This window comes from Nocardia sp. NPDC003269 (assembly GCF_042888005.1).
Classification (GTDB): Bacteria; Actinomycetota; Actinomycetes; order Mycobacteriales; family Mycobacteriaceae; genus Nocardia.
In genome coordinates, this window is the sequence record NZ_JBIAPA010000003.1 from 546,356 (window position 1) to 570,695 (window position 24,340).

Annotated in this window: 21 protein-coding genes; 13 read left to right on the top strand and 8 right to left on the bottom strand. The window is 69.4% G+C overall.

All coding sequences use genetic code 11. From position 1 onward, the window contains the following. From nuoF to ACFYWJ_RS22520, 10 genes are read left to right on the top strand one after another with little or no spacing between them, the layout of a single operon-like run. Window positions 1–1,326 (top strand): NADH-quinone oxidoreductase subunit NuoF, encoded by a 1,326-nt coding sequence (gene nuoF / locus ACFYWJ_RS22475; RefSeq protein ID WP_355272050.1) that lies wholly within the window; start codon window positions 1–3, stop codon window positions 1,324–1,326. After that, window positions 1,323–3,782: an NADH-quinone oxidoreductase subunit G gene (locus tag ACFYWJ_RS22480; protein ID WP_355272048.1), complete on the top strand. Its 2,460-nt coding sequence runs from the start codon at window positions 1,323–1,325 to the stop codon at window positions 3,780–3,782. Before nuoF ends, ACFYWJ_RS22480 begins: the two co-directional genes overlap by 4 nt. After that, complete coding sequence (gene nuoH, locus ACFYWJ_RS22485; protein WP_387161985.1) at window positions 3,775–5,559, top strand: NADH-quinone oxidoreductase subunit NuoH; 1,785 nt, start codon at window positions 3,775–3,777, stop codon at window positions 5,557–5,559. Before ACFYWJ_RS22480 ends, nuoH begins: the two co-directional genes overlap by 8 nt. Then, the gene (locus tag ACFYWJ_RS22490) at window positions 5,556–6,371 is read left to right on the top strand and encodes an NADH-quinone oxidoreductase subunit J (protein ID WP_355272046.1); all 816 of its coding nucleotides are present in this window, start codon (window positions 5,556–5,558) and stop codon (window positions 6,369–6,371) included. Before nuoH ends, ACFYWJ_RS22490 begins: the two co-directional genes overlap by 4 nt. Then, window positions 6,368–6,667, top strand: coding sequence for an NADH-quinone oxidoreductase subunit NuoK (nuoK, locus tag ACFYWJ_RS22495; protein WP_189028720.1), 300 nt, complete (start codon window positions 6,368–6,370; stop codon window positions 6,665–6,667). The genes ACFYWJ_RS22490 and nuoK overlap by 4 nt, the downstream gene beginning before the upstream one ends. A gap of 1 nt (window position 6,668) precedes the next feature. Then, complete coding sequence (gene nuoL / locus ACFYWJ_RS22500; protein ID WP_355272044.1) at window positions 6,669–8,555, top strand: NADH-quinone oxidoreductase subunit L; 1,887 nt, start codon at window positions 6,669–6,671, stop codon at window positions 8,553–8,555. Next, window positions 8,552–10,174 (top strand): NADH-quinone oxidoreductase subunit M, encoded by a 1,623-nt coding sequence (locus tag ACFYWJ_RS22505; protein WP_355272042.1) that lies wholly within the window; start codon window positions 8,552–8,554, stop codon window positions 10,172–10,174. Before nuoL ends, ACFYWJ_RS22505 begins: the two co-directional genes overlap by 4 nt. Then, entirely contained in the window at window positions 10,171–11,793 is a 1,623-nt protein-coding gene (nuoN, locus tag ACFYWJ_RS22510; protein ID WP_355272040.1) for an NADH-quinone oxidoreductase subunit NuoN, read from the top strand. Before ACFYWJ_RS22505 ends, nuoN begins: the two co-directional genes overlap by 4 nt. Before the next feature lies 1 nt (window position 11,794). Then, window positions 11,795–12,436 carry a class I SAM-dependent methyltransferase gene (locus ACFYWJ_RS22515; protein WP_355272038.1) on the top strand — a complete coding sequence of 214 codons (642 nt, stop codon included), beginning with the start codon at window positions 11,795–11,797 and terminating at the stop codon, window positions 12,434–12,436. A gap of 39 nt (window positions 12,437–12,475) precedes the next feature. Then, window positions 12,476–13,189 (top strand): VWA domain-containing protein, encoded by a 714-nt coding sequence (locus tag ACFYWJ_RS22520; RefSeq protein WP_355272036.1) that lies wholly within the window; start codon window positions 12,476–12,478, stop codon window positions 13,187–13,189. 18 nt (window positions 13,190–13,207) lie between these two features. Here ACFYWJ_RS22520 and ACFYWJ_RS22525 read toward each other — a convergent pair whose 3' ends face one another. The 4 genes from ACFYWJ_RS22525 to ACFYWJ_RS22540 form a co-directional block, all read right to left on the bottom strand. Continuing rightward, entirely contained in the window at window positions 13,208–14,716 is a 1,509-nt protein-coding gene (locus tag ACFYWJ_RS22525) for a serine hydrolase domain-containing protein (RefSeq protein ID WP_355273016.1), read from the bottom strand. A 5-nt stretch (window positions 14,717–14,721) separates the two neighbouring features. Further along, entirely contained in the window at window positions 14,722–16,269 is a 1,548-nt protein-coding gene (locus tag ACFYWJ_RS22530; protein WP_355272035.1) for an alpha/beta fold hydrolase, read from the bottom strand. A 131-nt stretch (window positions 16,270–16,400) separates the two neighbouring features. Next, a complete protein-coding gene (locus ACFYWJ_RS22535; protein ID WP_355272033.1) occupies window positions 16,401–17,918 on the bottom strand; it encodes an alpha/beta fold hydrolase in 1,518 nt (505 codons plus the stop codon). A gap of 91 nt (window positions 17,919–18,009) precedes the next feature. Continuing rightward, window positions 18,010–18,471 (bottom strand): MarR family transcriptional regulator, encoded by a 462-nt coding sequence (locus ACFYWJ_RS22540; RefSeq protein ID WP_355272032.1) that lies wholly within the window; start codon window positions 18,469–18,471, stop codon window positions 18,010–18,012. Window positions 18,472–18,583: 112 nt separating this feature from the next. Between ACFYWJ_RS22540 and ACFYWJ_RS22545 the strand changes: the two genes are divergently transcribed. Further along, a complete protein-coding gene (locus ACFYWJ_RS22545) occupies window positions 18,584–19,708 on the top strand; it encodes an epoxide hydrolase family protein (protein ID WP_355272030.1) in 1,125 nt (374 codons plus the stop codon). On the opposite strand, the gene ACFYWJ_RS22550 is transcribed toward ACFYWJ_RS22545, so the two are convergent. Both ACFYWJ_RS22550 and ACFYWJ_RS22555 read right to left on the bottom strand, forming a co-directional pair. Beyond that, window positions 19,678–20,013: a hypothetical protein gene (locus tag ACFYWJ_RS22550; protein ID WP_355272028.1), complete on the bottom strand. Its 336-nt coding sequence runs from the start codon at window positions 20,011–20,013 to the stop codon at window positions 19,678–19,680. The genes ACFYWJ_RS22545 and ACFYWJ_RS22550 overlap by 31 nt on opposite strands. Before the next feature lie 10 nt (window positions 20,014–20,023). Then, a complete protein-coding gene (locus ACFYWJ_RS22555) occupies window positions 20,024–20,629 on the bottom strand; it encodes a TetR/AcrR family transcriptional regulator (RefSeq protein ID WP_355272026.1) in 606 nt (201 codons plus the stop codon). A gap of 64 nt (window positions 20,630–20,693) precedes the next feature. Here ACFYWJ_RS22555 and ACFYWJ_RS22560 point away from each other — a divergent pair, with 64 nt between their 5' ends. Next, complete coding sequence (locus tag ACFYWJ_RS22560) at window positions 20,694–21,695, top strand: saccharopine dehydrogenase (protein WP_355272025.1); 1,002 nt, start codon at window positions 20,694–20,696, stop codon at window positions 21,693–21,695. Window positions 21,696–21,702: 7 nt separating this feature from the next. Here the strand turns inward: ACFYWJ_RS22560 and ACFYWJ_RS22565 are convergent, their stop codons facing one another. Next, entirely contained in the window at window positions 21,703–22,104 is a 402-nt protein-coding gene (locus tag ACFYWJ_RS22565; RefSeq protein ID WP_355272023.1) for a PaaI family thioesterase, read from the bottom strand. 52 nt (window positions 22,105–22,156) lie between these two features. Next, a complete protein-coding gene (locus ACFYWJ_RS22570) occupies window positions 22,157–23,293 on the bottom strand; it encodes an epoxide hydrolase family protein (RefSeq protein ID WP_355272021.1) in 1,137 nt (378 codons plus the stop codon). Window positions 23,294–23,355: 62 nt separating this feature from the next. Between ACFYWJ_RS22570 and ACFYWJ_RS22575 the strand changes: the two genes are divergently transcribed. Continuing rightward, window positions 23,356–24,321 (top strand): WYL domain-containing protein, encoded by a 966-nt coding sequence (locus ACFYWJ_RS22575; protein ID WP_355272019.1) that lies wholly within the window; start codon window positions 23,356–23,358, stop codon window positions 24,319–24,321. Window positions 24,322–24,340: the final 19 nt, after the last annotated feature.

Sequence of the window (24,340 nt, forward strand, 5' to 3'; positions counted from 1 at the left end):
ATGACCACCCTCACCCCTGTTCTCAGCGAACACTGGGACCGGCCACGATCCTGGACCCTCGACAGCTACCGCGCCACCGGCGGCTACGAGGGACTGCGCGCCGCCCTGCGGATGGCACCCGACGACGTGATCCAGACGGTGAAGGACGCCGGCCTGCGCGGTCGCGGCGGCGCGGGCTTCCCGACCGGGATGAAGTGGTCGTTCATCCCGCAGGGACCCGGTCCCGACGGCACGACCAAACCGCACTACCTGGTCGTCAACGCCGACGAGTCCGAACCCGGGACCTGCAAAGACATTCCGCTGATGCTGGCCACCCCGCACACCCTGATCGAAGGGGTGGTGATCGCCGCCTACGCGATCCGGGCGGCCACCGCGTTCATCTACGTGCGCGGCGAGGTGGTGCCGGTGCTGCGCAGGCTCCAGGCCGCGGTCGCGGAGGCCTACGACGCGGGCTACCTCGGGCGCGACATCCTGGGTTCCGGGTTCGACCTGGAACTGATCGTGCACGCCGGCGCGGGCGCCTACATCTGTGGCGAGGAGACCGCGCTGCTCGATTCGCTCGAAGGCCGCCGCGGTCAGCCGCGGCTGCGGCCGCCGTTCCCGGCCGTGGCCGGGCTCTACGCCTGTCCGACGGTCGTCAACAATGTGGAGTCCATCGCGTCCGTGCCGTCGATCCTGCGCAAGGGCACCGAATGGTTCCGGTCCATGGGCAGCGAGAAGTCACCCGGATTCACGCTGTACTCGCTGTCGGGCCATGTCGCCCGGCCGGGCCAGTACGAGGCGCCCCTGGGGATCACCCTGCGCGAACTGCTCGGCTACGCCGGTGGCGTGCGGGCAGGTCACACCCTGAAGTTCTGGACACCGGGCGGTTCGTCGACGCCGCTGTTCACCGCCGAGCACCTCGACGTCCCGCTCGACTACGAGGGTGTCGCCGCCGCCGGATCCATGTTGGGCACCAAGGCCCTGCAGATCTTCGACGACACCACCTGCGTCGTGCGTGCCGTCCTGCGCTGGACCGAGTTCTACGCCCACGAATCCTGCGGCAAGTGCACACCGTGCCGCGAGGGCACCTACTGGCTCGTGCAACTGCTGCGCAGGCTCGAAGCGGGGCAGGGCACCGAGGCCGACCTCGACAAACTCGCCGACATCGCCGACAACATCAACGGCAAATCGTTCTGCGCGCTCGGCGACGGCGCGGCCAGCCCGATCTTCTCCTCGCTGAAGTACTTCCGCGACGAGTACCTCGAGCATCAGCGCCGCGGCGGCTGCCCGTTCGATCCGGCCCGCGCCACGGTGTGGGCCTCGGCAGGGAATGAGGACCGATGACAGCGATCGCCCCCGGCAACAGCAGCGACGTAGTTCCCGTGGATCTGGTGAGCGTCACCATCGACGACACCACCGTCCAGGTGCCCGCCGGCACGTTGCTGATCCGCGCCGCCGAACTGGTTGGCGTGCAGATCCCCCGCTTCTGCGATCACCCGCTGCTCGACCCGGTCGGCGCCTGCCGGCAGTGCCTGGTCGAGGTGGAGGGGCAGCGCAAGCCGGTGGCGTCGTGCACGATTCCGGTCACCGACGGCATGATCGTGCGTACCCAGGTCAGCTCGCCGGTCGCCGAGAAGGCGCAGCGCGGGGTGATGGAGCTGCTGCTGATCAACCATCCGCTCGACTGCCCGGTCTGCGACAAGGGCGGCGAGTGTCCGCTGCAGAACCAGGCGATGTCCACCGGCAGCGCCGACTCCCGGTTCGACGGGGAGAAGCGCACCTACCCGAAACCGATCCCGCTCTCCTCGGCCGTCCTGCTGGACCGTGAACGGTGCGTCCTGTGCGCACGGTGCACACGGTTCTCCCAGCAGGTCGCCGGTGATCCGTTCATCGAACTGATGGATCGCGGTGCGCTGCAACAGGTCGGCATCGCCCAGGCCGAACCACTGGACTCCTATTTCTCCGGCAATACGGTGCAGATCTGTCCGGTGGGCGCGCTCACCGGCACCTCCTACCGCTTCCGGGCCCGCCCGTTCGACCTGGTGTCCACTCCGAGCGTGTGCGAGCACTGCGCCTCCGGATGCGCCCAGCGCACCGACCATCGGCGCGGAAAAGTGCTGCGCCGCTTGGCCGGTGACGATCCCCAGGTCAACGAGGAATGGAACTGCGACAAGGGCCGCTGGGCCTTCACCTACGCGACCGAACGCGATCGGCTCACCACACCGCTGGTCCGGGGCTGGGACGGCGTGCTGGCCCCAGCGTCCTGGTCGGAGGCACTGGCCGCCGCGGCGACCGGGCTGCGGGCCGCGATCGGTAACGCGGGCGTCCTCGTCGGTGGGCGGGTCACCGAGGAAGACGCCTACGCCTACAGCAAGTTCGCGCGCATGGTGCTCGCCACCAACGACATCGACTTCCGCAGCCGCGTGCACTCCGAGGAGGAGGAACGCTTCCTCGCCGCCCGCGTCGCCGGACACGGTGTCGAGGTCGACTACGCGGCGCTGGCCGCCGCACCGGTCGTGCTGCTGGTGGGATTCGAACCCGAAGAGGAATCCCCGATCGTCTACCTGCGTCTGCGCAAGGCCGCCAGGACCCGCGGGCTGCGCGTGGTGTCGCTGGCGCCGTTCGCCTCCCGCGGGCTCGAACGGATGTCGGGCGCGCTCATCCAGACCCCGCCGTGCGGCGAGGCCGACGTTCTCGACGCCATCGCCGCCGAGACCTCGGCTGACGCGGCCGAACTCATGGCACTGCTGCGCAGCCCGGGCGCGGTCGTCCTGGCGGGCGAACGGCTCGCGGGCAGCCCCGGCGCGCTGTCGGCCGTGGTCCGGCTGGTCGACGCCACCGGCGCCGGGCTCGCCTGGGTACCCCGGCGGGCGGGCGAACGCGGTGCCTTGGAAGCGGGAGCATTGCCCGGACTGCTGCCCGGTGGCAGGCCCGTGGTCGATCCGGCCGCGCGGCAACAGGTTCGGCACCGCTGGCAGGCCGACGATCTGCCCGTCACGCTCGGCCGCGACACCGCGGGCATCCTGGCGAGCGCCGCTCAGCTCGGCGCGCTCGTCATCGGTGGTGTCGACCCCGACGACCTGCCCGACCCGGCGGCCGCACTGGCCGCGATCGACGCCGCGCGGTTCGTGGTCAGCCTGGAGTTGCGGCACAGCGCCGTGACCGAGCGCGCCGACGTCGTCTTCCCGATCGCGCCCGTCATGGAGAAGTCCGGCACCTTCCGCACCTGGGAGGGCAGGCCGCGCCCGTTCGCCGCCGCCCCGCTCGACACCACCCGCCGCGTCGCCGCTCCGCTGTCGGACCTGCGGGTACTGCACTCGCTCGCCGCCGAGATGGGGACGCCGATCAACCTGCCCGACACCGCGTCAGCGCGCAGCGAACTCGACCTGCTCGGCGCGTGGAACGGCACACCGATCGCCGCACCCGAACTGAGCAGCCAGACCCGCCCGGCGCCCGGTATCGGTACCGCGGTGCTGGCCGGCTGGCGGATGCTGCTCGACGCCGGGCGCATGCAGGACGGCGAAGCCAACCTCGCCGGCGTCGCCCGCCCACCGGTCGCCCGGCTCTCGGCCGCCACCGCCGCCGAGATCGAAGCGGCCGACGCGGATCACGTCATCGTCTACACCGACCGCGGCGAGATCACCGTGCCGCTGATGATCACGGACCTGCCCGACCGGGTGGTGTGGCTGCCGCTGCACTCCCCCGGCTCGACGGTCGCCGCCACGCTCGGCGTGACACCCGGCGCCGTGGTGCGCCTGCGCCGCGCCGACGACAGGATGAAGGAACACCGCCATGAGTGATCCCGTGCTGCACCTGGCAGCCGACACCGCCCCTGTCTTCGGCACCGACCCGCTCTGGCTGGTGATCGTCAAGGCGCTCGGCGTGTTCATCTACCTGATGCTGGTGCCGCTCATCGCGGTCTACGCCGAACGCAAGGTCGTCGCGTGGATGCAGATGCGCGTCGGCCCCAACCGGATCGGCCCCGGCGGCATGTTCCAGTCCATCGCCGACGGCGTGAAGATGGCGCTCAAGGAAGACATCATCCCGGCCATCGTGGACAAGCCGATCTTCGTGCTCGCCCCGATCATCTCGGTGATCCCGGCGTTCATGGCGTTCGCGGTGATCCCGTTCGGCCCCGAGGTGTCGATCTTCGGCCAGCAGACCGCCCTGCAACTCACCGACATGCCCGTCGGTGTCCTCTACATCCTGGCCATCACCTCCATCGGCGTCTACGGCATCGTGCTCGCCGGCTGGTCGTCTGGCTCGACGTATCCGCTGCTCGGCGGCCTGCGCTCGACCGCGCAGGTGATCTCCTACGAGATCGCGATGGCGCTGACCTTCGCGACGGTGTTCCTGCTCTCGGGCACCATGGCCACCTCCGGCATCGTCACCGCGCAGGAGGGCACCTGGTACGTCTTCCTGCTGCTGCCCTCCTTCCTCATCTACTGCGTGTCCATGGTCGGCGAGACCAACCGCGCGCCGTTCGATCTGCCCGAAGCCGAAGGTGAACTCGTCGGTGGTTTCCACACCGAGTACTCCTCGCTCAAGTTCGCGATGTTCATGCTCGCCGAGTACGTCAACATGGCCACGGTGTCCGCGCTGGCGACGACGCTGTTCCTCGGCGGCTGGCGGGCGCCGTTCCCGATCAGCCTGTGGGAGGGCGCGAACTCCGGCTGGTGGCCGCTGCTGTGGTTCACCCTCAAGGTGTGGACGTTCCTGTTCGTCTTCGTCTGGTTGCGCGGCACGCTGCCCCGTCTGCGCTACGACCAGTTCATGAATCTGGGCTGGAAGCTGCTCATTCCGACCTCGCTGGTGTGGGTGATGATCGTGGCGACGGCCCGGGTCCTCGATATCGAGGGCGTCACCGGCCAGACGCCGATCCTGGTGACCGTCGGCATCGTCATCACCGCGGCCATGATCGCGATGTTCCTGCGCGCGGGCCGGGCCCAGGGCCTGCCGCCGCTGCCGGAGGAGCCGACGAAATCACCGGTGTTCCTCGGCTTCCCGGTTCCGCCGATGCCTCCGCGCACCACCGACGAGCAGCCCGAGATCGGCCTGTTCGAACCGCTCGCCGGTTTCGCGGTCACCGCGGCGACGATGTTCAAGAAGCCCAACACCGAGTCCTATCCCGAGCAGAAGGTGCCGACCGCCCCGCGCTATCACGGCCGCCACCAGCTCAACCGGTACGACGACGGCTTGGAGAAGTGCATCGGCTGCGAACTGTGCGCTTGGGCCTGCCCCGCCGACGCCATCTTCGTCGAGGGCGCCGACAACACCGAGGACGAACGCTTCTCCCCCGGTGAACGTTACGGCCGCGTCTACCAGATCAACTATCTGCGCTGCATCGGCTGCGGCCTGTGCATCGAAGCGTGCCCGACCCGGGCGTTGACGATGACCAACGAATACGAACTCACCGACGACAACCGCGCCGACCTTATCTACGAGAAGGACCGCCTGCTCGCCCCGCTGCAGGACGGCATGGTCGCCCCGCCGCACGCCATGGCGCCGGGCACCGACGAGGCCGACTACTACCTGGGCCGGGTCCGTCCCACCACGTCGGAAGAGGTGCTGCGATGACCGCACTGCTGGCCGCCGAAGTCGCGTCGACCTCCACCGGGGAGGCGGTGCTGTTCTGGGTGCTCGCCCCGATCGCGGTACTCGGCGCGCTCGGCATGGTGACCGCGGCCAAGGCCGTCCACTCGGCACTGTGCCTGGCCGCCACCATGATCGCGCTGGCGGTGTTCTACATCGCCCAGGGCGCGCTGTTCCTCGGCGTCGTCCAGATCGTCGTCTACACCGGCGCGGTGATGATGCTGTTCCTGTTCGTGCTGATGCTGGTCGGCGTCGATTCGGCCGAATCGCTGCGCGAGACGTTGCGCGGCCAGCGAATCGCGGCCGCCGTCGTCGGTGTCGGGTTCGGGTTCCTGCTCATCGGCGGGATCGGCGCGGCCCTGCGCGACAGCGGGATCAGCTTCCCCGGGCGGGGTTTCGGTGGCCGCGACGTCATCGCCGAACTGGCCGAACTGATCTTCCTGCGCTACGTGTGGGCCTTCGAGCTGACCGGTGCGCTGCTGATCACCGCCACCATCGGCGCGATGGTCCTCGCGCACCGCGAACAGTTCACGCCGCGGCGCGGGCAGCGCGAGATGTCGCGGGACCGGTTCCGGACGGCCGGCGAACGCGCCACTCCGCTCCCGACCCCGGGCGTCTACGCCAGGCACAACGCGGTCGACAGCCCCGCTCAGCTCCCCGACGGCAGCTTCGCCGAACTCTCGGTGAGCACGATCCTGCGTCACCGCCGCACCCGCGCGCACACCGAGGCCGCCGCGCTCTCGGTCGGCGCGGGCAGCGACGTCACCCCGACGGCCGACGAGGAAGGCAACCGGTGAACCCCCAGAACTACCTGTTCCTGTCCGCCCTGCTGTTCACCATCGGCGCGGCGGGAGTGCTGTTGCGCCGCAACGCCATCGTGGTGTTCATGTGCATCGAGCTGATGCTCAACGCGGTGAACCTGGCCTTCGTCACCTTCGCCCGCCTGCACAGCAACCTCGACGGTCAGGTGATCGCCTTCTTCACCATGGTCGTCGCCGCCGCCGAGGTCGTCGTCGGCCTGGCCATCATCATGACGATCTTCCGTGCCCGCCGGTCGACCTCGGTCGACGACGCCAACCTGCTGAAGTTCTGACATGGGCACCGCAACGTTGTGGCTGCTGCCCGCCTTCCCGCTCGCCGGCGCGATCCTGCTGCTCCTGCTCGGCCGGTTCGCCGACCGCTGGGGTGTGTATCTGGGCACCGGCGCCGCGGTGGCCTCGTTCGTCGTCGCCGTGGTCGCGTTCATCGGCATGCTCGGCCGATCCGACGCCGACCGCGCCATCCACGAGCAGCTGTTCGAGTGGGTGCCGGTCGGTGATCTGCAGGTCGGGTTCGGACTGCAACTCGACCAGCTCTCGGTGTGCTTCGCGCTGCTCATCACCGGCGTCGGTTCGCTGATCCACGTCTATTCGATCGGCTACATGAGCCACGACCCGGGCAAGCGCCGGTTCTTCGGCTACCTCAATCTGTTCCTGGCCGCCATGCTGGTGCTGGTCCTGGCCGACAACTACCTGGTGCTCTACCTGGGCTGGGAAGGCGTCGGTCTGGCGTCCTACCTGCTGATCGGGTTCTGGTACGAGAAGCCGTCGGCCGCGACGGCGGCCAAGAAGGCCTTCATCGTCAACCGGGTCGGTGACATGGGCCTGGCCATCGCCATGATGACGATGTTCGCCGCGTTCGGATCGTTCGACTTCCGCACCGTGTTCGCGGCGTCGCCGGGCGCGAGCGAGGGCACGCTCACCGCGATCGGCCTGCTGCTGTTGCTCGCCGCGTGCGGCAAATCGGCCCAGGTGCCGCTGCAGTCCTGGCTCGGCGACGCCATGGAGGGCCCCACCCCGGTCTCGGCGCTCATCCACGCCGCCACCATGGTGACCGCGGGCGTCTACCTGATCGCCCGCTCCAACCCGATCTACGACCTCGCGCCCGACGCCAGGACCGCGGTCCTCGCCGTCGGTGCGGTGACGCTGATGTTCGGCGCGATCGTCGGCTGCGCCAAGGACGACATCAAGAAGGCGCTGGCCGCCTCGACGATGAGCCAGATCGGCTACATGATCCTGGCCGTCGGCCTCGGCCCGGCCGGCTACGCGGTCGCGATCATGCACCTGCTCACCCACGGCTTCTTCAAGGCCGGACTGTTCCTCGGTGCCGGTTCGGTGATGCACGCGATGGACGACGAGACCGATATGCGGCGCTACGGCGGTCTGCGCACCCTGCTGCCGATCACCTTCGCCACCTTCGGTCTCGGCTACCTCGCCATCATCGGGGTGCCACCGTTCTCCGGGTTCTTCTCCAAGGACAAGATCATCGAGGCCGCGTTCGACCACGGCGGCACCACCGGAATCCTGCTCGGCGTGGTCACGCTCGTCGGCGCCGGGCTCACGGCGTTCTACATGACCCGCGTCATGCTGATGACCTTCTTCGGAGAACGCCGCTGGAAGCCCGACACCCACCCGCACGAGGCCCCCGCGGTGATGACCGGGCCGATGATCCTGCTCGCGTTCGGCTCGGTGTTCGCGGGCGGGTTGTTCGTGTGGGGTTCGTCGTTGCAGAACTGGCTCGCCCCGGTCGTCGGCTCGCACCACGGTGAGCCGGTCGTGCCCGCGGGTGTGGTCACCGGGCTGGCCCTGACCTCGGTCGCCATCGGTGTCGCGATCGCCTATCGCAAGTACGCCGAGAGCCCGGTCCCCGAGACCGCGCCCGAGCCGGTCACGGTGTTCACGACGGCTGCGCGCAAGGATCTCTACGGTGACGCGATCAACGAGGCCGCCTTCGAGCGTCCCGGCCGTCACCTCACCCGCGCGCTGGTGTTCCTCGACGCGCGCGGCATCGACGGGATCGTCAACGGCACGGCCGCCGGCATCGGCGGACTCTCCGCACGGGTCCGGCGGATTCAGACCGGTTTCGTCCGCTCCTACGCCCTGTCCATGTTCACCGGCGCGGCCCTGGTGGCCGCTGCCCTGCTGGCGGTGAGGTTCTGGTGAACTCGTTTCCCTGGCTGACGACGCTCTGGCTCGCCCCCGCGGTCGGCGCGGCGGCGGTGCTCGCCGTGCCCGCCGCGCGCCGGAATGTGGCCCGCGTGCTGGCGTTGGCGGTATCGATCGGCGTGCTCGTGCTGGCGGTGAGCCTGGCGGTGCGGTTCCATCCCGGTGGCGACCAGTACCAGTTCGTCGAAGCGCACGAATGGATTCCGGCGTTCGGCGTCGGCTACACCCTCGGCCTCGACGGCATCGCCACCGTGCTGGTGTTGCTGACCGCCGTGCTGATGCCGCTTCTGATCCTGGCCGGCTGGCACGACGACACCGCGGCGGGCGACGGCCGCAAGACCGCGCACATCTACCTGGCGTTGATGCTGCTGGTCGAGTCGATGGTGCTGATCTCCTTCCTCGCCCTCGACATCCTGCTGTTCTACGTGTTCTTCGAGGCCATGCTCATCCCGATGTACTTCCTCATCGGTGGCTTCGGACCGCGCACCAGCGACGCCGCCGTGCGCGCCCAGCGCTCGCGGGCCGCGGTGAAGTTCCTGCTGTACAACCTGTTCGGCGGCCTGATCATGCTGGCGGCGGTCATCGGGCTCTACGTGCTCACCGCGCAGGCGGGCCTGGGCGACGGCGGCGCGGGCACCTTCGACCTGCGGACCGTCGTCGCCGCGGCCAACAACGGACAGCTCGGCGGCAGCACCGCGGTCGTCAACGCGCTGTTCCTCGGGTTCATGTTCGCCTTCGCGGTGAAGGCGCCGCTGTGGCCGCTGCACACCTGGCTGCCCGACGCGGCGGTCTCGGCCACCCCGTCGAGCGCGGTGCTGATGATGGCGGTGGTCGACAAGGTCGGCACGTTCGGCATGCTCCGGTACTGCCTGCTGCTGTTCCCGCTGGCCTCGGACACGTTCGCGCCGTTGGTCATCACCCTCGCGGTGATCGGCATCCTCTACGGCGCGCTGCTGGCCATCGGCCAGACCGATGTGATGCGGCTGATCGCCTACACCTCGATCTCGCACTTCGGGTTCATCATCCTCGGCATCTTCGCCATGACCACCCAGGCACAAGCCGGTGCGACGCTGTACATGGTCAACCACGGACTGTCCACGGCCGCACTGTTCCTCATCGCCGGGTTCCTCGTCTCGCGGCGCGGTACCCGGATGATCGCCGAGTTCGGTGGCGTGCAGAAGGTCGCGCCGATTCTGGCGGGCACGTTCTTCGTCGCCGGTCTGGCCACCCTGTCGCTGCCCGGTCTCGCGCCGTTCGTCAGCGAATTCCTGGTGCTGGTCGGCACCTTCTCCAAGTACAAGGTGGCGGCCGTCATCGCCACCGGCGCACTGGTGCTGGCCGCGATCTACGTGCTGTGGATGTACCAGCGCATGATGACCGGCCCGGTGAAGCAGGGCAACGAGCACCTGCGTGACCTGGTGCCACGGGAACTGGCCGTGGTGGTGCCGCTGCTGGCCGCGCTGCTGGTACTCGGCTTCTACCCGAAACCGATCCTCGACCTGGTCGATCCCGCCGTGGGACACACCCTCTCGACGATCGGAAAGCACGATCCCGCTCCGACGGTTCCCGCTCCCGAAGCAGGTGCGGCCACCCCGCCCGCGGGCGGACACAAATGAGGACGGACTCCGTGACCATCAACGAGCTCGCGGCCACTCTGCCCGCACCGAGCATCGAATACCACCTGCTCGCACCGATGTTGATCGTGTTCGCGGTCGGCGTCGTCGGTGTGCTGGTCGAGGCGTTCGTGCCGCGACCGTATCGGTACCTCACGCAGCTGAGCCTCGGGCTGGCCGGTGTGGTCGGCGCGCTGGTCACCGTCGTGCTGCTCGCGGGGACGACGGGCACCGCCGTGGCCGGTGCGGTCGCCGTCGACGGGGTGACACTGTTCCTGCAGGGCACGATCCTGGCGGTCGCGGTGCTCGGTCTGCTGCTGATCGCCGAGCGTGGCGCGGTGCCCCGTGCCCGCAGCGGGCCGGGCACCTGGAGCCGGGCGGCCGCCGTGCTCGATCGTGGCGTCGACGCGTTCACCCCGCAGGCGTCCGCGGTGCCGGGGAGCGCGCACGAGCTCGCCGCCGTGCGGGCGGGGGTGTCGACGACCGAGGTGTTCCCGCTGACCATGCTCGCGGTCGGTGGTCTGCTGCTGTTCCCCGCGTCGAACGATCTGCTGACGATGTTCGTCGCGCTGGAAGTGCTGTCGCTGCCGCTGTATCTGCTGTGCGGGCTGGCGCGGCGCAGGCGCCTGCTCTCGCAGGAGGCGGCGCTGAAGTACTTCCTGCTCGGCGCGTTCTCCTCCGCGTTCTTCCTCTACGGTGTCGCCCTGCTGTACGGGCAGACCGGGACGGTGTCGCTGCCGGGCATCGGTGCGGCGCTGGACAAGCAGCCCGAGAACGCGACGCTGGCCCTGCTCGGTATCGGGATGCTGGCCGTCGGCCTGCTGTTCAAGATCGGCGCGGTCCCGTTCCAGGCATGGGTGCCCGATGTCTACCAGGGTGCCCCGACGCCGATCACCGCGTTCATGGCCGCGGCCACCAAGATCGCCGCGGTGGGCGCGACCATGCGGGTGCTGATGGTGGCCGTCGGTGCGCTGCGCGACGATTGGCGACCGGTCCTGGCCGCGGTCGCGGTGGCGACGATGGTCGTCGGCGCGGTCATGGCGATCACCCAGACCGATGTGAAGCGGATGCTGGCGTACTCCTCGATCGCGCACGCGGGTTTCCTGCTGGTCGGGCTCGTCGCCGCCGACGACGCCGGTGTCGCCGCGGTCCTGTTCTATCTGCTGGCCTACGGTCTGGGGACGGTCGGCGCGTTCGCGGTCGTGAGTCTCGTGCGGGACTCCTCCGGTGACGAGGCGACCCAGCTGTCGCAATGGGCGGGCTTGGGCCGCCGGTCCCCGTGGCTGGCCTCGGTATTCGCGCTGCTGCTGCTCTCGTTCGCTGGTCTGCCGCTGACCAGCGGTTTCGTCAGCAAGTTCGCGGTGTTCGCCGCCGCGTCGGGCGCGGGTTACACGTTCCTGGTGATCGTCGGCGTGTTGTGCAGCGCGATCGCGGCGTTCTTCTACATCCGGGTGATCGTGTTGATGTTCTTCACCGACCCACCGGCCGACGCCCCGACCGTCACCGCCCCGTTCGCGACGACCCTGGTGGTGGCGTTCAGCGCGGGAGCCACGCTCATCCTCGGTGTCTTCCCGCAGCCGCTGCTCGACCTGGCCGAGCGCGCCGCGGTGTTCCTCCGCTGACATGAGTTCGTTCGCCGACGACCCGCTGCCCGACCGGCTGCCGACCAGTCACGAGCGGCAGTCGGGTCGATCGTGGGACGCGTCCTATCGCGACGGGCCCGCGCCGTGGGATATCGGTCAGCCGCAACCGGCGGTGGTGCGGTTGGCCGCGGCGGGCGGTATCGCCGGCCACGTCCTCGACGTGGGCTGCGGCACCGGCGACAACGCGCTCCACCTCGCCGCCCTCGGGTTCCCGGTGCACGGGGTCGACGTGGCGGCGACGGCGGTGGCGATCGCCCGGCGCACCGCCGAGAACCGTGGCCTCACAGCAACCTTCGACGTGGCCGACGCCCTCCACCTCGAACGGCTGGAGCGCCGGTTCGGGACCGTGCTGGACAGCGGACTGTTCCACACCTTCGACCACACCGAACAAGCCGTCTACGCCAGGAGTCTCGGCGCGGTCGTCGCCCGGGGCGGGACCCTGTACGTCCTGTGCTTCGCCGATGTCGGCGTCGACCTCGGACCGCACCCGGTCAGCCGGGCCGACCTCACCGCGGCCTTCGATCCGGCCGAGTGGGAGATCGCCGCCATCGACGAGGAGAGCCTGCGCACCCGGTTCAGCGAGTCCACTCCCGCCTGGCTGGCGACCGTCCACCGCAGGTAGCGTGACGGGGTGCCGCGACGCCCCGGGATCCGAATCGCCATGTCCGCGATGCTGACCGGTGTCGGTGTCCTCGTCGCGGCCTGCGGACAGGCCGTGTCCGGGACACCGATCCCGCAGGCCGATGGCGCCGCGGCCTGTCCCACGATGGTGCTGTTCGTCCTGGATGTCTCGCTGTCCATGGAAGCCACCGATGTCGTGCCGAGTCGATGGACCGTCGCGCGGCGCGCGGCGACCGATTTCGCGTACCGGCAGCCCGCTCGAACGACCCTGGGGCTGGTCACTTTTGCAGGCACTGCCTCGGTGCAGGTGCTGCCGACGACCGACCGTGGCGCGTTCACCGACGCGCTCGACAACGCGGCACTGGCTGAGCGGACAGCGACCGGCGAGGGCATCTTCAGTGCCCTGAGCGCGATCGATACCGCGAAGAAGCTCGCTCCCGCGACAGGACCACAACGGATCGTCCTGCTGTCGGACGGCAAGCAGACCCTGCCCGCCGATCTGGACGCGCCACGCGGTGCCTACACCGCCGCCCGCGCGGCGAAGGCCGCCGGCGTCACGGTGTCGACGATTTCCCTCGGCACCGCGAGCGGTGTCGTCGACATCCCCGACTCGGCGGGCTCCGCACGGGTCCCGGTGCCGACCGACCCCGATTCGCTGCGGGCGATCGCTGAGCTCGCCGACGGCGAGTTCCACTCCGCAGCCAGTCTTCCCGAGCTCGATGCCGCGCTGACCGGCCTCACCTGCCACTCGTAGCGGATCGCTCGCCGCGATTCATTGCCGCCGGTACAGCCGCCCATGGTTGCGGAACCACGCGACGCCGCCATCCGCTCCGCGCACGAAATCCGATCGGGTGCCCACCGGTTCGAGGTCGGCGTCGAGATCGAGGCCGTAGTCGGGCTTGTAGAAGGCGAGGCCCAATGCCGGTGGCTGCCCGGGTGGGGTGCTCGCGTCCGGGCTGTCGGCCGTCGTGCCGATCAGTCGCCCGTCATCGCCGCGGAAGTCGATGACCGCGTGGTCCCACGCGCCCGTTTCGGTGATCAGGTCGGCGACGTAGCGCCCTTCGTACGGCGCGAGCTCTGCGGCACCGAGCCGCTGCGGTGTCGCGGGGAGGTTGCTGAGTCCGGCGAAGGTCCGCAGCGACCAGTCGTCGGCGAAGAGTTCGGACAGCAGGTGCCCGCCCCCTTCGGAATTCGTGAGCACGGTCATCGCGAAATCGCGCGTCGGCACCAGGAAGAACCCCGATCGCTGTCCTGACCAGGTCCCGCCGTGCTGAACGATCGTCTCGTTCTCCGCCGACGGCCGCAGCATCCAGGCCACGCCCATTCCGGTGAGTTCGACCTGCAGCGTGCCGCCTGGCCCCGGGTCCGAGCGCATGGCGATCAGCGCCTGCTCGCTCATCAGCCCGGTGCCGTCGCCGAGGTGGAATCTCGCGTACCGCAGCTGATCACGGGCGGTGGAGATCAGCGAGCCGGTCGGGTTGCAGCTGCGCGGGAAGTGCCAGAAGCCGGTGTCGACGACGGCCTTCTCGCCGACGACGTCGTGCGAGGCCGCGACGTTGAGTCCGATGATCTGGTCGGAGAAGAACCGGGTGTTGGTGAGGGCGAGCGGGTCCAGCAGCAGGTTCTGCACGGCGGTCTCGTAGGTCGCTCCGGTGACCACCTCGATGATCCGCCCGGCCACCACCAGTCCCGCGTTGTTGTAGGCGAAGACGGCACCCGGTGGGGTCAGTTGCGGGAGCCGGGTCATCGCCGCGACATACCGGGCGATGGCATCGTCGCCGCGCCCGAAGTCCTGGACGAAGTCGCCGAGCCACCCGGCGGTGTGGTCGAGCAGTTGTCGCACCGTGACGATGGCGCCGGCGTCCGGGTCGGCGACCGCGAAGTCCGGCAGGTAGCGACGCACCGGCGCGTCGAGTTCGACTCTGCCCTCGTCGACCAGCCGCATCATCGCCGTTCCGGTGAACGTCTTCGTCGTGGAGCCGATCCGGAACAGTGTGTCCCCGTCGACGGGCACCGGCCGGTCCACATTGGTGACCCCGTATCCCTTGATGTATTCCTCGCCGTCGGTCAGCACACCGACCGCGACGCCCGGAATCCGATACGCCCGCATGGCCGTCTCGATCTTGGCGTCCAGTTCGGCGAACGCGGCTGCCCTTCCGGCCGGGGTGCTCGTCGCGAGCGTTTTTGTCGGCTGGTCCGACGAGCAGGCCTGCAGTCCGAGGATCGCCAGCCCGGCGACCGCACCGCCCAGCACCGAACGCCGCGATACCACCGGGGACATGGTGGTCACGGCCCTGGTGGACGGATGTCGTATGCGGGTGGTCGTGTGGTGTCCGCGCAGCTCGTGTCCGGATTGCCCGGGTTGTCGAAGAACGAGGCGATGATCTCGGCCCCGCACGGCTCGGCGTACACGCCGTGGGCGGCTCCGGGAACGACCGCGACGGTGGACCGCGAGAGGTTCTTCGCGATGTAGTCTCCCCACACCGCGCCGGTCTGCCCGTCATAGCTGCCCGACAGCACCAGCGCGGGAACGTCACTGGTGGTGGTGTCACGAATCGAGTCGGGAGCCTTCGGCACGTTCCATGCCGCGCACCCCTCGCGCAGGAACGGCAGCTGTGGCGCCTGGGCCAGCACGGAGTCGGGGAACTCGGGGAAGGCCGCGTTCGCCGCGGCCAGTTGATCCTCGACGGTCTCGAACGGGACCCATTCGCGGCACCAGATGCTCAGCGTCAGACCCCACGCCAGAAAGCCGACCTTGTCCGGATTGGTCCACGCCGCGGCCCATTGGCTCGCGACGAGGTCCGGATTCCCGTGCACGAGTTCGTCGATCGCCGCCGGGAAGTCGACGGGCAGGTGGGTGGCCACGGGAACGAACCAGTTCAGCAGCATGCCACCGTCGACGACCACCGTCGTGGGTCCGACGCCGGGAACATCGACCGTCGCGGTGAGGGGATTCGCCTCGAGATCGCCGACGAGCCGGAGGAATGTCGCTTCCAGGTCGGGGTAGCGCTGCGCGCAGGCCGGTTGCGCCGCACACGCCTCGATCATGTTGTCGAACGCCTCCTCGGCGCTGGCCCAGGTCCAGCCCAGGGCGGCGACCGAGGGCGGGGTGACCCCGTCGAAGGCGATCGAGGCGATGGCGTCGGCGTCGTGGCGCAGGTAGATGAGGGCGAGGTCGGTGCCGTAGGAATGGGAGAACACATTCCACTTCGCGATGCCGAGGGCCTTTCTGAGGTCGATCAGGTCGTAGGTGCTCTCGGTCGAGTTGAATGCCGACAGGTCGGTGGTGGGGGCGAGGCGGTCGTGGCATTCCCGCACCGCGGCCACGTACTCCACACCGGTGGACGGCGCGTTGTACGGCAATCCGACCCGCCGGGCGTAGAACCGGTCGATCTCCGGGCAGGCCATCGGCGTGCTCGACGTCAGGTTGCCCCGCTGCCCCATCAGGATCAGGTCGCGCGCGCGGTTCAGTGGGTAATCGGGGTTGATCGGGGGATCCGCGATCGCGTCCTGCCCGGGGCCGCCCATCAGGAACACCAGCGGATCCGAGGTCGGCGGCTGAATCTGCGACGGAATCACAGCGACCGCCAAGCGCAGGGTCGCGCCGTCCGGTTCGGTGCGGTTCACGGGCACCACCAGCTCCCCGCAGCGCGCCCCGTCCAGGATCGGCACCGGATGTGGTGTCGTCGCACATGGCCCGTCGAGGAATTCCGCCGGAGGAGCGGCCACCGTCGATGGCGCGCCCGCATCGGGCGGGGTGTTCGGCGTCCCGCACGCCGCGCCGACGAGCAGTAGCACGAACGCGTATACCGCGAGTTGGTTCCCGTACCGCATATCGATCACCCGACCATGTGGATGCCCGGAAGAATCGGGGCGGATATCGCCACCGGATTTATCGTCACACACATTGCGTGTCACCGGAAGATCATCTGCCCGCGCATCACCCTATGGCCGCCTTGTCGGCGTCAGGGCCGTGGCGGGAGAATGTCGAACGGCGGTGGCTCCGTTTCCTCGACACAGCGCGTATCGGGATGTTCGGGATTGTCGAAGAACGAGGCGATCACCGCGGCTCCGCAGGGGTCGGCGTACAGGCCGTGCGCGGCTCCGGGCACCACGACCACCGTGGACTGCGAGAAGTTCTTCGCGATTTCGGCTCCCCAGCGTGCGCCGGTCTGGGCGTCGAAACTGCCCGACAGAACAAGCGCGGGAATATCGCTGGTGACCACCGCACGCGCGGATCGCCGGCCCGCCGGGACATCCCATACCGCGCACGCTTCCCGGATGAACGGTAGCTGCGGAGTGTGCGCCTGCACCGATGCCGGGAATTCCGGGAACGATTCCCGCGCCTGGCGCAGCTGTTCCTCCGGGGTTTCGATCGGGACCCATTCCTGGCACACGACACTCAGCAGCAGCCCCCAGGCCAGGACACCGGCCTTGTCGGCATTCGACCAGATCTCGGCCCAGCGCGCGGCGATCGGCTGCGGATTCCCGTGGTCGAGTTCGTCGAGCCCGGCGGCGAATTCGGTGGGGAAATGCGTCGCCGACACCGCCCAGTTCAGCAACGCGCCGCCGTCGAGGACCACCCGCGTCGCGCCGGTCCCGGGGATGTCGACGGTGGTGGTGACGGGATTTGCCGCGAGCTCACCGACCAGCCTGGTGAAGGTCGCGCCCAGGTCGGGATAGCGCTCCCGGCAGGCGGGCTGCGCCGCGCACGCCGCGATCATCGCGTCGATCCCTTCCCGTGCGCTGGTCCCCAGAATCGAGACGTCGACGGCGGAATTCGGGAGTACGCCGTCGAACGCGATCGATCGGACAGCGCGAGCGTCGTTCGCCAGGTAGCTGAGCGCGAGCTGGGTGCCGTACGAGTGGGAATACACATTCCACGTATCGATACCGAGCGCCTTTCGCAGGTCCATCAGGTCGTAGACGCTCTCGTGTGTGTTGAATGCTGCCAGGTCCACGTGGGCGGAGAGCCGGTCGCGGCATGCCCGGACCGCCTGCACGTACTGTTCGCCGGTGGTGGGAGCGTCGTACGGCAGGCCGACTCGGCGGGCGTAGAAATCGTAGATTTCCGGACAGGTCAAGGCCGGCGTGGACGAGGGGGTGCCGCGCTGGGACAGCAGGATCAGATCGCGGTCGCGATTCATCACGATATCGTCCGGAATCGGTGGGTTCGTGACGCCGTCCTGGCCGGGTCCGCCCATGAGGAAGACCAGCGGATCCGAGGTCGGCGGCTGTATTCGCGACGGGATGACGGCTACCGCCAAGCGCAGCATCGTGCCGCCGTCTTCGGACCGGTCAGCAGGCACGATCAATTCCCCGCAGCGGGCCCCGTCCAGGATCGGTACCGGATGTGGCGTGGTCGGGCAGGGGCCATCGACGAATTCCGGCGGTGAATAGGCGACCGTAGTCGGCTTGGCGCAGGCCGTGCCGAGCAGAAGCAGGACGACCGCGTACATCGCGAACTGGTTCACCGACCGCATATCGATCACCCGATTGCGTGAATGCTCCGAATAGCGTTAATCGTCGCACAGGTGGAAAAGGCCGGAAAGGCCATCCGCGCGCCTGGCGCGCTCAGGCTTCCGGTTCCTGAGTGTGGTGGTCCAGGAGTCGGGTGAGCAGCGTGGTCAGCTGCGCGCGTTCATCGGCCGACAGCGGGGCGAGCAGTTCGTCCTGGCAGGCGGCCAGCTGCTTCTCCAGGCGCCGGAGCTGACGTGTGCCCGCGGCGGTCAGGGTGATGACGTTGCGGCGCCGGTCGTCGGGATCGGGGGCGCGCTCGACGAGATCGCTGTCGGCCAGTTCGTTGATCGTCGCGACCATGTCGCTGACGTGGATGCCGCTGCGCCTGCCCAGTTCGGCCTGACTGGCCGGGCCGAACTCCGCCAGCGTGGCCAGCAGCCGGTAGTGGTAGCCGCGGGCGCCGACGGCCGCGAACCCGTCGGACACCAGGCGATGCGCGTGCTGGGCGGTCTGGGTGAGCAGCCAGCTGGGCAGGCGCTCCCAGCCGGTTCGGGTCCGCTCCGCGGGGTTCTCCATGGGAGAAGTGTAGCGAATCGTTGGTGCGACAAATGATTGTGCTATCGTTGGCCGCACAAACGTTTATATGACAAACATTTATCGCCCGAACGAATCCGCTGGAGTTGAGACCATGATCGCGCCGTTCCACATCGACATCCCGCAGGCCGACCTCGACGACCTGAACGACCGCCTCGCCCGCACCCGCTGGCCCAACGAGATCATCGACGCCGGAACGGACTACGGGTTCCCGCTCGCCCGGCTGAAGGAGCTGGCCGAGTACTGGCGCACGAGCTACGACTGGCGCGCGCACGAGGCGAAGCTCAACGAGCTTCCACACTTCACCACCGAGATCGAGGGCCAGAACATCCACTTCGTCCACGTCCGCTCACCGAAGCCGGATGCGCTCGCCCTGGTCCTCACGCACGGCTGGCCCGGGTCGTTCCTCGAGTTCCTCGACGTCATCGAGCCGCTGTCGCGCGATTTTCATCTGGTGATCCCGTCGATTCCGGGCTACGGCTTCTCGGGCCCCACCCACGAGCGCGGCTGGGATGTCACCCGGATCGCGCGCGCCTGGGCCGAGCTCATGCACCGGCTCGGCTACGAGCGCTACGGCGCGCAGGGCGGCGACTTCGGTTCGGGTGTCTCCCAGGCGCTGGGCGCGGTGGCGCCCGATCGGGTGGTCGGTGTCCATGTGAACTACCTGCCGACCCGGCCCGACCCGGACGCCGATGTGGTGCTGTCCGCCACCGACGAGGCCCGCCTCGACAAGATCAAGCACCTGATGGCGAATCGTCCGCCCTACCAGGCACTGCAGGCCGCCACGCCACAGACCATCGGCTACGCGCTCACCGACTCCCCCGTCGGCCAGCTCGCCTGGATCGCCGAACGCTTCGCGCAGTGGACCGACCCGCGCTCCCCCATCGACGACGACCGCATGCTCACCGATATCTCGCTGTACTGGCTCACCGCCACCGCGGCGTCCTCGGCGCGACTGCACCGCGAGACGACCCGCGGGGTCACTCCGTGCCCGGTCCCGCTCGGCGTCGCGGTGTTCCGCCGCGACATCACCCAGTCGGTGCGACCACTGGCCGAGCGGCTCTACGACATCCGGCACTGGTCGGAATTCGATCGCGGCGGCCACTTCGCGGCGATGGAAGTGCCCGAGCTGCTGGCCGAGGACATCCGGACGTTCTTCCTGGGCATGCTGAGCGGCCAGCTGGTCGATCAGGGGCGTTCGGTGGGTATCTCGCCGTAGAGCTGGCGGGCGCGGGTGGTCAGCAGCGGGAGCAGAATGGTGCGCCAAGTCGGCAGGTGAACTGCTTCCGAGGTGCCTTCGACGACGAAGGACAGCTCGGGAATGGCATCGGGATCGTCGAGCTCGACGCCCGCCACGCGGGCGAACTCGTCGCGCAGCAGCACGGCGAACTCCGTCGCGGTCGCGGGCGGTGCGGCCGCACAGACCTTGTCCCGCACCGCATTCCACGCGATCGGATCCGCGGGCGAACCCCACTGGCGCGGTCGCTTGTCGAAGAGCCGGGCGATGTCGGCAGTCTCTGGCACGCGCCGAATCCTACCGAGCAGCGGTGCGGTGACGGTCGGCGCCGATGCTGCCGACGAGGAGGTCGGCGAGTGCGTCGATCGCGTCGCCGGCCGTGGTCGTGCCCCGATGGAGTTCGGCGCCCAGGGTTTCCGCGGCACCGAGGACGGCGACGCAGCGCAGCCGCAGCGCGGTGTCGGTGAGATCCGAATATGGCAGCAGCGTGGTGGCCATCCAGTCGCGGTAGCTGTCGAGCATGGCGTGCTGGATCGCCAGCACCTCCGGATTGCCTTTCAGCGCCGCCGAGATCGCGTCGAATTCGGGCATGTCGGTGGCACAGGCGAAGTAGGCGGCACTCATCACGCGCGCGATCTCCTTCGCGTCGGCCGGGGCCGCGAGGACGGCCTGTTCGGCGGCGAGCCGGTGCCGTTCGTCGAGTCGCCGATACAGGGCGAGCAGCAGGTCGGGGCGGGTGCCGAAGTGGTCGTAGACGATCGGCCTGCTCACACCCGCGGCCTCGGCGAGCGTGACGAGGGTGAGCCCGTCGGTGCCGTGGTCGCGCACCATCGCCAGCGCGGTGTCGAGCAGCTGCTCACGCCGGGCCGCCTTGGGCATGCGGGCCGTCCTGCCTTGCGTCATGGGAACAGTTTAGCTACAAAGAGTAGGTTACAAAATGTAGCTTGTGTGGCGAGAGGAAAACACCATGTCGACTACACCATCCGTCCTGATCCTGGGCGGTTCCGGACAGGCGGGATCGGACACGGCCGCCCTGCTGCGGCGCTGGTATCCGACCCTGCCGCTGACGATCGCCGGCCGCGATCTCGACCGCGCCCAGCGGGTCGCCGACGACCTCGGCACCGCCACGGCGGTCACGATCGACCTGCGCCGCCGTGATCTCGGTCTGCCGACCGACGCCACCTTCGCGGCGGTGGTCGCCGCCCTGTGGGACGACCGGCTCAACGGCCTCGGCTACGCCCAGGACCACGGGCTGCCCTACCTGAGCATCTCGAGCGGCCTGCTCGACATCGGGCCCGAAGTCGTCACCGGCGCCAGACGGGCAAGCGCCGCACCGATTCTGGTCGCGAGTCACCTGCTCGCCGGACTCGCCACACTCGCCGCCCTGGCGGCCGCGCGCGAGTTCGGCCGGATCGACAGCGTCCGGCTCGCCGCGATCCTGGACGAGATGGATACCGGTGGGCCCGCGGGGATCGCCGACCTGGAACGGTGGTCGGCGGTGACCGCGGCGGGCCTGGTGCGCCGCGACGGGGTCTTCACCTGGCTGGCCGCCGAGGACGCGCAGGTCGATGTGCCCGCCGTGGACGGCTCCCGGCTGGCCGGACAGAGCGTTCCCGTCCTCGATGTGCCGAGCCTGGCGCTGGCGACCGGAGCACCGGATGTCCGGGTGGATCTCGCGGTCGGCGAATCGCCGGGCCGGCGCCGTGGCGACGCGGCCTCGATCGAGATCCGCATCGAACTGGACGGCGCCGACGCGACGGGATCGCCGCTGCGACGGCGCCGCTACCTGGTCCATTCCGCGGGCCAGCGACCGCTCACCGCCCTCGGCATCGCCCTCGGTGTCGAGCGGCTGATCGGCCTGCGCGGCGACCCGGTGGCCCCGGGGACCCATACCCCGGAGGCGCTGATCGACCCCGGCTACGCCGCGCGGCGGATGACCGAGATCGGCGCCGTCTTCGTCGACGCCTAGCCGCGAGCTACAGCACGGCCTGCGTCTGGGTGGTCTTGCCGACGAGTTTGCCCGCGTCGTCGTGGATCTCGGTCTCCACCACGATGAAGCTGCGGCCCGCGTGCAGGGGACGCGCGGTGGCCACGGCGTAGCCGGAGCGCACCGCGCGCACGAAATTCGTCTTCGATTCCACGGTCGTGGTGCCCTGCTTACCCTCGGGCAGATTGAGGAACGCGCAGACCGCGCCGGTGGCGTCGGCCAGCGACATCAGGACGCCGCCGTGCAGCGCGCCACCGAGCGTGCACAGGGACTCGTCCCAGGCCAGCCTGCTGCGCACCACCTCCGGCCCGTGTTCGAGGACCTCGACGCCGAGTCGCTCGGTGAACGGCATGGAGGCGTGGAACAGTGTCGTGCCCTCGGTATCGGTCATGATCCGAGCATGCCAGGACCGGCTGGCGCGTGGTCCTCGAACACGGGTGCCCTCAGCGCAGTGGCCGGAAGAACTCCCGGATGTCGTCGACGAGCAGATCCGGTGTCTCCATCGCCGCGAAATGTCCGCCGCGGTCGAATTCGGTCCAGCGCACGAGGTTGTTCTGTTTCTCGGCGATACCGCGAATGGTGGTGTCGCCGGGGAAGACCGCGATGCCGGTCGGCACCCCCGAGCTGGGCAGGTCGGCGCCCCACTGCTGGGATTCCTTGTACAGCCGCATCGAGGAGCCCGCGGTGCGGGTGAACCAGAGCACGGCGATCTCGGCGAGCAGGGCGTCGCGATCGAGGGAGTCCTCGGGGAGCGCGGCGGCGGGGTCCTTGTAGGTGTTGACCACGTCGACGACCCAGCCGAGCAGACCGGCGGGCGAGTCGGTGACGGCGTGGGCCAGGGTCTGCGGGCGGGTGCTGTGCACGGCCGCGTACGAGGAGGTCTCGTTGCTGTTCCAGTCCTGCAGCGCGGCGAGCTTCTCTTGGTCCTGGGTGGAGTAGCCGGCGCCGTCGTCGTCCCAGGCGGGAATGGTGATGGCGGCGTTGAGGTGCACGCCGGCGACCCGCTCGGTGTCGATCCGGCCCAGCTGCGGGGCGATGAACGAGCCTGCGTCGCTGCCCTGCGCGCCGTAGCGTGCGTAGCCGAGGCGGCGCATGAGCTGCGCGATCACGGCGGCGGACTGTTCGGTCGCGGCCTGGCCCGGCAGCTGGGTGGGACCGGAGAATCCGAAGCCGGGCAGGGTGGGGATCACCACGTCGAACGCGTCGCGCGGGTCGCCGCCGTGGGCAGCGGGGTTCGTCAGGGGGCCGATGGTCGCGCCGAAGTCGGTGAACGGCCATCCGTGCACGAGGACCAGCGGCAACGCGCCGGGTTCGGGCGAGCGCACGTGGGTGAAGTGCAGTCGCTGTCCGTCGATGTCGGTGACGAACTGCGGTCGGGCGTTGCGCGCGGCTTCGGCGGCGCGCCAGTCGAATCCGGTGCGCCAGTGGTCGGCCAGACCGCGCAGGTAGGCGGTGGGCAGGCCGTAGGTCCAGCCGACGTCGGGCAGGTCGTCGGCCCAGCGGGTGCGGGCGAGGCGGTCGTGCAGATCGTCGAGGTCGGACTGCGGAATGTCGATCCGGAAGGGGTGGATGTCGTTCATGCGGACCACGCTACGAACCACTTAGGTCGACATCGGTCCTAAGTCGAGAGCATTCTGGAGGCATGTCCGAGACCTCCGCCCGCCTGCTCCGTCTGCTGTCACTGTTGCAGACCCATCGCGCGTGGTCCGGTGCCGAATTGGCCGCGGAACTGGACGTCACCGCGCGCACGGTCCGCCGTGACATCGAGCGGCTGCGCGGTCTCGGCTATCCGGTGCAGGCCTTGCAGGGGGCGGCGGGATATCGGCTGGGCGCCGGGGCGTCGATGCCGCCCCTGCTGCTCGACGACGAGGAGGCGGTGGCCGTGTCGGTCGGTCTGCGGACCACCTCGGGCGGCACCGTCACCGGCATCGAGGACGCGTCGCTGCGCGCGCTCGCCAAGCTGGAACAGGTGCTGCCTTCCCGGCTGCGCCACCGGCTGACCACCCTGCAGCAGTCGATGGTGCGGGTCGCGGCCGAGGCGCCGCGGGTGAGTCCGGCGACGCTGCTGGCGATCGCGGAGGCGTGCCGTCGGCACGAACGTCTCCGGTTCGACTACACCGATCACGCGGGCCGGGTGTCCCGGCGCGACACCGAACCCGACTCGCTGGTCAATGTCAGCAGGCACTGGTATCTGGTGGGCTGGGATGTCGATCGCGCGGATTGGCGGTCGTTCCGGGTCGATCGGCTGGTGCCGCGCGTCCCGACCGGGCCGCGCTTCACGCCGCGCCCGCCGCCCGACGGTGACGCGGCCACGTACCTGTCGCGCAGGCTGTCGGTGGCCTCGTGGCCGTGGCGCACCGTCGTCACCCTGCACTGCCCCGCGGCCGACGTGGCCGAGCGGCTGTGGCCGGGGACCGGTGTGCTCGAAGCGGTCGACGACGCGACCTGCCTGCTGCGTCTGGGCGCCGACTCCCCCGCCTCCCTGGCCTGGATGATCACCGCCCTCGACACCGACTTCACCGTCACCGGCCCGCCCGAACTCCTCGCGGCCCTGGAGCGTCTGAGTGTGCGCTGCCGCGACGCCATCCCCGTCGCACCTGATGCGTAGTTGCATCGACTGCCGAAAC

What these genes read in the sequence shown, in the direction of transcription:
- nuoF (WP_355272050.1), top strand. Translation starts at nt 1, where the DNA reads ATGACCACCCTCACCCCTGTTCTCAGCGAACACTGGGACCGGCCACGA.
- ACFYWJ_RS22480 (WP_355272048.1), top strand. Translation starts at nt 1,323, where the DNA reads ATGACAGCGATCGCCCCCGGCAACAGCAGCGACGTAGTTCCCGTGGAT.
- nuoH (WP_387161985.1), top strand. Translation starts at nt 3,775, where the DNA reads ATGAGTGATCCCGTGCTGCACCTGGCAGCCGACACCGCCCCTGTCTTC.
- ACFYWJ_RS22490 (WP_355272046.1), top strand. Translation starts at nt 5,556, where the DNA reads ATGACCGCACTGCTGGCCGCCGAAGTCGCGTCGACCTCCACCGGGGAG.
- nuoL (WP_355272044.1), top strand. Translation starts at nt 6,669, where the DNA reads ATGGGCACCGCAACGTTGTGGCTGCTGCCCGCCTTCCCGCTCGCCGGC.
- nuoN (WP_355272040.1), top strand. Translation starts at nt 10,171, where the DNA reads ATGAGGACGGACTCCGTGACCATCAACGAGCTCGCGGCCACTCTGCCC.
- ACFYWJ_RS22515 (WP_355272038.1), top strand. Translation starts at nt 11,795, where the DNA reads ATGAGTTCGTTCGCCGACGACCCGCTGCCCGACCGGCTGCCGACCAGT.
- ACFYWJ_RS22520 (WP_355272036.1), top strand. Translation starts at nt 12,476, where the DNA reads ATGTCCGCGATGCTGACCGGTGTCGGTGTCCTCGTCGCGGCCTGCGGA.
- ACFYWJ_RS22525 (WP_355273016.1), bottom strand. Translation starts at nt 14,716, where the DNA reads ATGTCCCCGGTGGTATCGCGGCGTTCGGTGCTGGGCGGTGCGGTCGCC.
- ACFYWJ_RS22530 (WP_355272035.1), bottom strand. Translation starts at nt 16,269, where the DNA reads ATGCGGTACGGGAACCAACTCGCGGTATACGCGTTCGTGCTACTGCTC.
- ACFYWJ_RS22535 (WP_355272033.1), bottom strand. Translation starts at nt 17,918, where the DNA reads ATGCGGTCGGTGAACCAGTTCGCGATGTACGCGGTCGTCCTGCTTCTG.
- ACFYWJ_RS22540 (WP_355272032.1), bottom strand. Translation starts at nt 18,471, where the DNA reads ATGGAGAACCCCGCGGAGCGGACCCGAACCGGCTGGGAGCGCCTGCCC.
- ACFYWJ_RS22545 (WP_355272030.1), top strand. Translation starts at nt 18,584, where the DNA reads ATGATCGCGCCGTTCCACATCGACATCCCGCAGGCCGACCTCGACGAC.
- ACFYWJ_RS22555 (WP_355272026.1), bottom strand. Translation starts at nt 20,629, where the DNA reads ATGACGCAAGGCAGGACGGCCCGCATGCCCAAGGCGGCCCGGCGTGAG.
- ACFYWJ_RS22560 (WP_355272025.1), top strand. Translation starts at nt 20,694, where the DNA reads ATGTCGACTACACCATCCGTCCTGATCCTGGGCGGTTCCGGACAGGCG.
- ACFYWJ_RS22565 (WP_355272023.1), bottom strand. Translation starts at nt 22,104, where the DNA reads ATGACCGATACCGAGGGCACGACACTGTTCCACGCCTCCATGCCGTTC.
- ACFYWJ_RS22570 (WP_355272021.1), bottom strand. Translation starts at nt 23,293, where the DNA reads ATGAACGACATCCACCCCTTCCGGATCGACATTCCGCAGTCCGACCTC.
- ACFYWJ_RS22575 (WP_355272019.1), top strand. Translation starts at nt 23,356, where the DNA reads ATGTCCGAGACCTCCGCCCGCCTGCTCCGTCTGCTGTCACTGTTGCAG.